Raw genomic sequence first — 6,544 nt, forward strand, 5'->3', positions numbered from 1 at the left:
CCCGTGTTTCCTTGTCGATCGGCCTCGTCGGGGTGTTCCTGAGTCTCGTTCTCGGGGTGCTGAGAGGCGGCATCTCCGGCTTCTTCGGCGGCGCGGTCGATACCGCGATTCAGCGCGTGATCGAGTTCCTGCGTTCGATCCCGACAATCCCGCTGTGGATGGGCCTTGCGGCGGCCATCCCGCTGTCATGGCCACCGATCCGGGTCTATTTCATGATCACGATCATCGTGTCGCTGATCGGCTGGACCGGGCTGGCCCGCGAGGTCCGTGGCAAGTTCCTGGCGCTGCGGAACGAGGATTTTGTCATCGCCGCGCGGCTCGATGGGATGAGCGAGATCGGTATCATCCTCGATCATCTCGTTCCCTCCTTCCTGTCGCACATCATCGCTGTCGTGACGCTCTCGGTTCCGGTGATGATCCTGTCGGAAACGGCGCTGTCATTCCTTGGTATCGGCCTTCAGCCGCCTGTTATTTCCTGGGGTGTACTGCTTCAGGAGGCCCAGAATATCCGCGCTGTGAGCCAGGCGCCGTGGCTCCTGTTCACGCCGGCATGCGCAATCGTGATCGCGGTGCTCGCCCTCAACTTCCTTGGCGACGGCTTGCGCGACGCCGCAGATCCCTACGGAAAGGTCTGAGTCATGGAACCAATCCTCAGGGTCCGGAACCTGACCACTGTCTTCCCGACGCGGACGGGGGATTTCACGGCAGTCGATGACGTGTCTTTCGATCTCGCACCGGGCAAGACGCTCTGTGTTGTCGGTGAGAGCGGCTCGGGCAAGTCGGTTACGGCGCGATCGATCCTTCAGATCGTGGACAAGCCCGGAAAGATCACTGGCGGGCGTATCCTGCTCACGCGGAACGGACAGGAAATCGATCTTGCCGGACTTCCGCCGCGCGGCCGTGAAATCCGCAGCGTTCGCGGCAAGGACATTGCCATGATCTTTCAGGAGCCGATGTCTTCTCTCTCGCCGGTGCATACCATCGGCTTGCAGATCGGGGAGGCGCTGAAGGTTCATTTCGGAACCCCGAAGATCGAACGCCGAGAGCGGGTGATCGAACTGCTGCGGCAGGTTGAAATCCCGGACCCGGAGACGGCAATCGATCGCTATGTCTTCGAATATTCAGGCGGTATGCGGCAACGCGCGATGATTGCCATGGCGCTGGCATGCAATCCGCGAATCCTGATCGCGGACGAGCCGACGACGGCGCTGGACGTTACCACGCAGGCGGAAATCCTCGACCTGATCGGCCGTCTTCAGAAGAGCCACGGCATGGCGGTGATGTTCATCACACACGACATGGGGGTGGTCGCCGAAATCGCCGATGACGTTCTGGTAATGTATCGCGGCAAGGTTATGGAATGCGGGCCGGTAGAGCAGATTTTTCACGATCCCCACAACGAATATACAAAAATGCTGATCGGTTCGGTCAATAAGCTGGAGTCCCGGGCCGAGGCGTTGGAGAATCGCGTTCCAGCCACGCCGTTGCCGCTTCTGCAGGTGGACGGTCTGACGATGCGCTTCGGCACAAAGGCGGCCGTTTTGGATGTCAGCCTGGTGCTCAACGACGGTGAGACGCTGGGTATCGTTGGCGAAAGCGGATCGGGCAAGACCACAATGGGGCGCTGCCTGCTGCGCATTTATGAACCCGATGCCGGGACCATCGCTTTCCGGCGCGAGGACGGGTCGGTGGTGGACGTGGCAAAGGCGTCCGCTTCCGAGTTGAAATCGATCCGGCGCGATATCCGGATGATTTTCCAGGATCCGGTGGGCTCGCTCAACCCGCGAAAGACAATCGGCCAGATCGTGGCCGAGCCACTGCGGCTTGCGAAATTCGGCACAGCGGCGCAGATCGACGAGAAGGTAGTCGAACTCATGCGGCAGGTTGGCCTGCCGCCCGAGTGGCGCGAGCGCTTTCCGCATGCGCTCTCGGGCGGGCAGCGGCAGCGGATCGGCATTGCCCGTGCCATTGCGGTGAAACCGAGACTGATTGTTGCCGACGAGGCGACCTCGGCGCTCGATGTGTCCCTGCGCAGCCAGATGCTGGATCTGCTGGTGCAGCTTCAGGAAGATCTCGGGCTGTCTTTTGTCTTCATCAGCCACGACATGTCGGTGATCCGCTATATCTGCGACAGGGTCGCCGTCATGTACCGGGGCAGGGTGGTTGAAACCGGCCCGACCGATCAGATCATCAACGCGCCGCAGCATCCCTATACCCTGGCGCTCCTGTCGGCCATTCCGCACCCCGATCCGCGCGCGCGGCGCATCCAGAACAGGGTGCGCTACGTACCCGAGGAGGCATAGTTGAAAATCACCGATATCCGCATTTTCGTGACCTGTCCGGGTCGCAACTTCGTCACTGTCAAGATCTATACCGACGAGGGTCTGACGGGTGTTGGCGATGCCACGCTGAACGGGCGTGAACTGGCCGTCGCTTCCTATCTGAAAGACCATGTCGCGCCCTGCCTGATCGGGCGGGATGCGCTGTGCTCGGAAGACATCTGGCACTACCTGTACCGCGGGGCCTACTGGCGCAGGGGACCTGTCACGATGGCGTCTATCGCCGGAATCGACACTGCGCTGTGGGACATCCGGGCAAAGGCCGCGGGCATGCCGCTTTATCAGCTACTGGGGGGGGCGAGCCGCGATCGGGTCCTGTGCTACACCCATGCTCAGGGGACGGGGATTTCCGAGGCGGTGGTTGCCGTGGGGGCGAGGATCGACGAGGGATACCTGGCAATCCGGGCACAGGTGGGCATTCCGGGCCTGCCGGACATCTATGGCACCGGTGTCAGCGGGCTGACCAACACGGCGTCAGACAATGCCACGCCTCGTGAAGAGATGTGGTCGACCTCGAAATACCTGCCACGCATTCCCAGGCTGTTCGAGGCATTGCGTGCTGCCCATGGGGAGGAGGTCCATCTGCTGCACGACGTCCATCACCGGCTGTCCCCCATCGAGGCGGCGCGACTCGGCAAGGATCTTGAACCGTTTCGTCTTTTCTGGCTCGAAGATGCCGTGCCGGCTGAGAACCAGGAAGGATTCCGGGTTGTCCGGCAGCACACCACAACCCCGCTGGCCGTCGGGGAGGTGTTCAACACCGTCTGGGATGCCAAGCTGCTGATCGAGGAGCAACTGATCGACTTTATCCGCACGACCTGCGTGCATGCCGGCGGGCCGACGGCCCTGCGCCGGATTATGGATTTCGCCGGGCTCCACCACGTCCGGACTGCCTGTCATGGCGCTGCGGACATGTCGCCGATCTGTCTGGGCGCGAACCTGCACCTGGACCTGTGGGTGCCGAACTTCGGCATACAGGAATACTCGGGCTACACCGAAGAAATGCTGTCGCTCTTCCCGCATGCCTGGAGTTTCTCCGGGGGCTATCTGCACCCCGGGGAGGCTCATGGTCACGGCGTCGATTTCGATGAAAGCCACGCCGACGAATACCCGTATCAACCCGCCTATCTGCCGGTGAACCGGCTGGAAGACGGCACGCTCTGGCACTGGTAATACAATGAAAATCACCAAAATCCGCTCGTTCCCGGTAAAAGTTGGTATCCGCAACCAGTTGATCGTAAAGGTCGAAACCGACGAGGGAATCCACGGCTGGGGCGAAAGCGGCCTGTCGGGCCGCGAGATGGCGGTGGCCGGGGCGCTGGAGCACTACGCGAAATTCCTTGAAGGCCGCGATCCGTTCGCCATCGGTGCGCTCTGGCAGGAGATGTATCGCAGCCAGTATTTCGAGGGCGGGCGCGTTCTCACTGCGGCAATCTCGGCACTGGATATCGCGTTCCATGACATCAAGGGCAAGGCCCTGGGGGTGCCTGTTTGCGATCTGCTCGGCGGCCGCCACCGTGATCGCATCGCCACATTTGCCACAACCTTCGCGCCCCCCGGACCCGCGATGTTGGATCAGGCGCGATTGCTTGTCGAGCACGGCTGGAATGCGATCAGGCTTTCGCCTTCCGGGCATGAGAACAAGGAAACGTATGAGCCACGCGAGCACATCGCGGAAAGTGCGGAATGGTGCGTGAAGGCCCGCGAGGCGCTGGGGTCTGCCGTGGTTTTGGGCATCGACTACCATCACCGGTTGACGGTGGCCGAAGCCGCGAGCTTCTGTCAGCGAATGCCATCGGGAACGCTCGACTTCATCGAGGAACCGATCCGCGACGAGAGCCCGGGCGCCTATGAGGCCCTGCGACGGATGACCGACGTTCCCTTCGCCATCGGCGAGGAATTCGCCTCCAAATGGCAATTCCTGCCTTTCATCGAACGCGACATCCACCAGTTCAACCGCATTGACATCTGCAATGTCGGCGGACTCACCGAGGCGATGAAGGTCGCGGGATGGTCCGAGGCGCACTACGTCGACATGATGCCCCACAATCCGCTCGGTCCTGTCTGCACCGCCGCCACCGTTCATTTTGCCGCCGCCGTCCCGAATTTCTCGTGGCTTGAAACGCGTGCCAGCCCGGCTGAGACTCATCTTGGCTTCGATGACAGCGCACTGTTTCCCATCCAGTGCCGGCTAGAGGGGGCGATGATTCCGGTGCCGGATGGCCCGGGGCTTGGAATCGAGGTGGACGAGGTCGCGCTGACGCACCGGGAGTTCGAATTCTGGGAAGCTCCCCATCTGCGCCGTCGCGACGGGTCGTATACCAACTGGTGACGGATAAAGCGCCGTTATCAGGATATCCGAACATCGCATGATTTCTGAACCAGACGACGCCAGGGCAGTTCGTCCCGCACCCGATGTTTGTGGTTGTGATTGTAACCTTCGACGCGGGAGGGCGAAGAAGGTCAGGGGAATCGCGGGTTAACGCCTCATCAAAGGGTCGAGGTTTCCGCCCGTGTAGGCGATGTTTTCCGCCACTGTCAGGTGCGGATAAAGCGCGTAGGACTGGAATACCATGGCGATGCCGCGCTTCGATGCCTTGGTATCGGTCACGTCCTGCCCTTCGATCTCGAGGCTGCCGGACGTGATGTCTTCCAGCCCGGCGATGCAACGCAGGAGGGTAGACTTGCCGCACCCAGAGGGGCCGACGAAGACCACGAATTCACCGGCCTCTATCGACAGGTCGATGCCATGCAGGACGGCATGACTCCCGTAGGATTTCGTCAGCGCCCTTGCAATGAGTTCGGCCATTGCTCCCCTCCTCCTGTCGGATCAGCCTTGCCCGTTCAGGCTGGCGAAGACGCCGGGCAGACCGGCGATGGTGCCATGCGCGGGCTGATATTCCAGGCCGACCAGCCCACGATATCCGTGCCCGAACAGCCAGCGCAGCCGCGCGGCGAGGTCGATTTCACCGAGCCCGGGGTCGTTGCGGCCCGGATGATCGGCAACATGGGCATGAAAAACCCTGCTCACTTGACCGGCCAGAACGGTCTCGGTGGACTCGCCCATGACGGCGGAATGATAGAGATCGTAAACGATACCGATCTCGGGCTGTCCGACCTCTTCCACGATGTCCAGCGTCTCGGCGGTGGAGGGGAGCAGATAGCCGGGATGGTCGATCCGGGTGTTGAGCGGCTCCACTCCCAGCCGGACACCGCTGCCCTCGAGCCGTTCGGCCGCCTTGCGCAGACAGGCGACAAGCGCCGCCCGCTGATCGGCCCGTGGCACACCGGGCAACTCCGGACCGGCCTGGGCGATGAGCAGCGGCGCGCCAAGTCTTTGCGCCGTGGCGATCGAATCGGAAAGACCATTCAGGATGGGCACCGCGATCAGCGATGGCATCGTGGCATTTGCGCGTGTCGTAGGCGCCATCCGTCGTGACGCTGCCGATCTCCTGGTCCTCCGGGATCTGGCTGAGCAGATCGGGCAGGACGGGTGCATCGCCGATGTGACTCCCGGTGATCTCGACAGCCCGGATCTCCAGCGTTTCCTCGTCGATCCCGAGGTGGATCTTGCGCCAGACCCGCCGTTTGGGACCGCCATGCTTGCGGGCATGCCAATCGCCTTCGCCTTCGACCTTGATCCCGGTGCTGTCGATGAGCAGGTGCAGCGGGCCCCTGAGCCGCGATACGGGATGTTCACCACCAGCGCCTTCTGGCGACGGGAAAGGGTGCTGAAGTCAGGCACACTTCAGTCGAGGCCAACCAGCCGCAGCAGGCTCTCGATGAACCCGGTCGTCTGCCGGAGCGCCATGCCGAACAGCACCTTCATCGTCAGGCACGACTGGATGGCGGCGTCGCTGCAGGTCTGCTGGCGGCCACGCCGGCCTGTCGGCGCGGCATCCCAGTTCATCGCGGGATCGAACCAGATCGTCAGCGAGCCCCGGCGCTTGAGCGCTTCATTGTAGGCTGGCCAGTTTCTGGTCCTGTAGGTCGTGGGTGTAGGTCTGCTCATGCAGCCCAGCTACCATGCTGGATTCACAAGATGAATCCCTCACAGCATTTGTGCAACAGAGCCCCGCAGGGGACCCGCATCATCGGCCAGTATGACGATGGGGTTGGGTTCGGGCAGCGCCGCGTGTTGCTGGTCTGGAACCGTCTGATTCTGCCCGGTGGTCGCTCCATCGTCCTTGAACGCCTGCCGGGCT

The 6,544-nt window shown here is 62.2% G+C and carries 5 protein-coding genes and 3 pseudogenes; 5 read left to right on the plus strand and 3 right to left on the minus strand.

Features of this window, described 5'->3' with window-relative positions; genetic code table 11:
• From ACK5IR_RS13470 to ACK5IR_RS13485, 4 genes are all read left to right on the plus strand, one after another.
• The coding region (locus tag ACK5IR_RS13470) for an ABC transporter permease (RefSeq protein WP_416929690.1) at positions 1 to 635 on the plus strand (635 nt) is incomplete at its 5' end.
• Between the two features lie 3 nt (positions 636 to 638).
• A complete protein-coding gene (locus ACK5IR_RS13475) occupies positions 639 to 2,303 on the plus strand; it encodes an ABC transporter ATP-binding protein (protein ID WP_416929691.1) in 1,665 nt (554 codons plus the stop codon).
• Complete coding sequence (manD, locus tag ACK5IR_RS13480; protein ID WP_416929692.1) at positions 2,304 to 3,512, plus strand: D-mannonate dehydratase ManD; 1,209 nt, start codon at positions 2,304 to 2,306, stop codon at positions 3,510 to 3,512. It abuts the gene before it with no gap.
• 4 nt (positions 3,513 to 3,516) lie between these two features.
• The gene (locus ACK5IR_RS13485) at positions 3,517 to 4,671 is read left to right on the plus strand and encodes a mandelate racemase/muconate lactonizing enzyme family protein (RefSeq protein WP_416929693.1); all 1,155 of its coding nucleotides are present in this window, start codon (positions 3,517 to 3,519) and stop codon (positions 4,669 to 4,671) included.
• A 180-nt stretch (positions 4,672 to 4,851) separates the two neighbouring features.
• Here the strand turns inward: ACK5IR_RS13485 and ACK5IR_RS13490 are convergent.
• From ACK5IR_RS13490 to ACK5IR_RS13500, 3 genes and pseudogenes are all read right to left on the minus strand, one after another.
• A pseudogene (locus ACK5IR_RS13490) lies at positions 4,852 to 5,148 on the minus strand (ATP-binding cassette domain-containing protein); the annotation flags it as partial.
• Positions 5,149 to 5,169: 21 nt separating this feature from the next.
• Positions 5,170 to 5,769 carry a TIM barrel protein gene (locus tag ACK5IR_RS13495; protein WP_416929694.1) on the minus strand — a complete coding sequence of 200 codons (600 nt, stop codon included), beginning with the start codon at positions 5,767 to 5,769 and terminating at the stop codon, positions 5,170 to 5,172.
• Positions 5,666 to 6,351, minus strand: a pseudogene (locus ACK5IR_RS13500) (IS5 family transposase); the annotation flags it as partial. The gene ACK5IR_RS13495 and the pseudogene ACK5IR_RS13500, both read right to left, overlap by 104 nt.
• Positions 6,352 to 6,411: 60 nt before the next feature.
• Between ACK5IR_RS13500 and ACK5IR_RS13505 the strand changes: the two are divergent.
• Positions 6,412 to 6,544 (plus strand): annotated as a pseudogene (locus tag ACK5IR_RS13505) (TrbI/VirB10 family protein); the annotation flags it as partial.

Origin of the sequence: Tropicimonas sp., assembly GCF_047971885.1 — a bacterium.
GTDB lineage: Bacteria > Pseudomonadota > Alphaproteobacteria > Rhodobacterales > Rhodobacteraceae > Tropicimonas.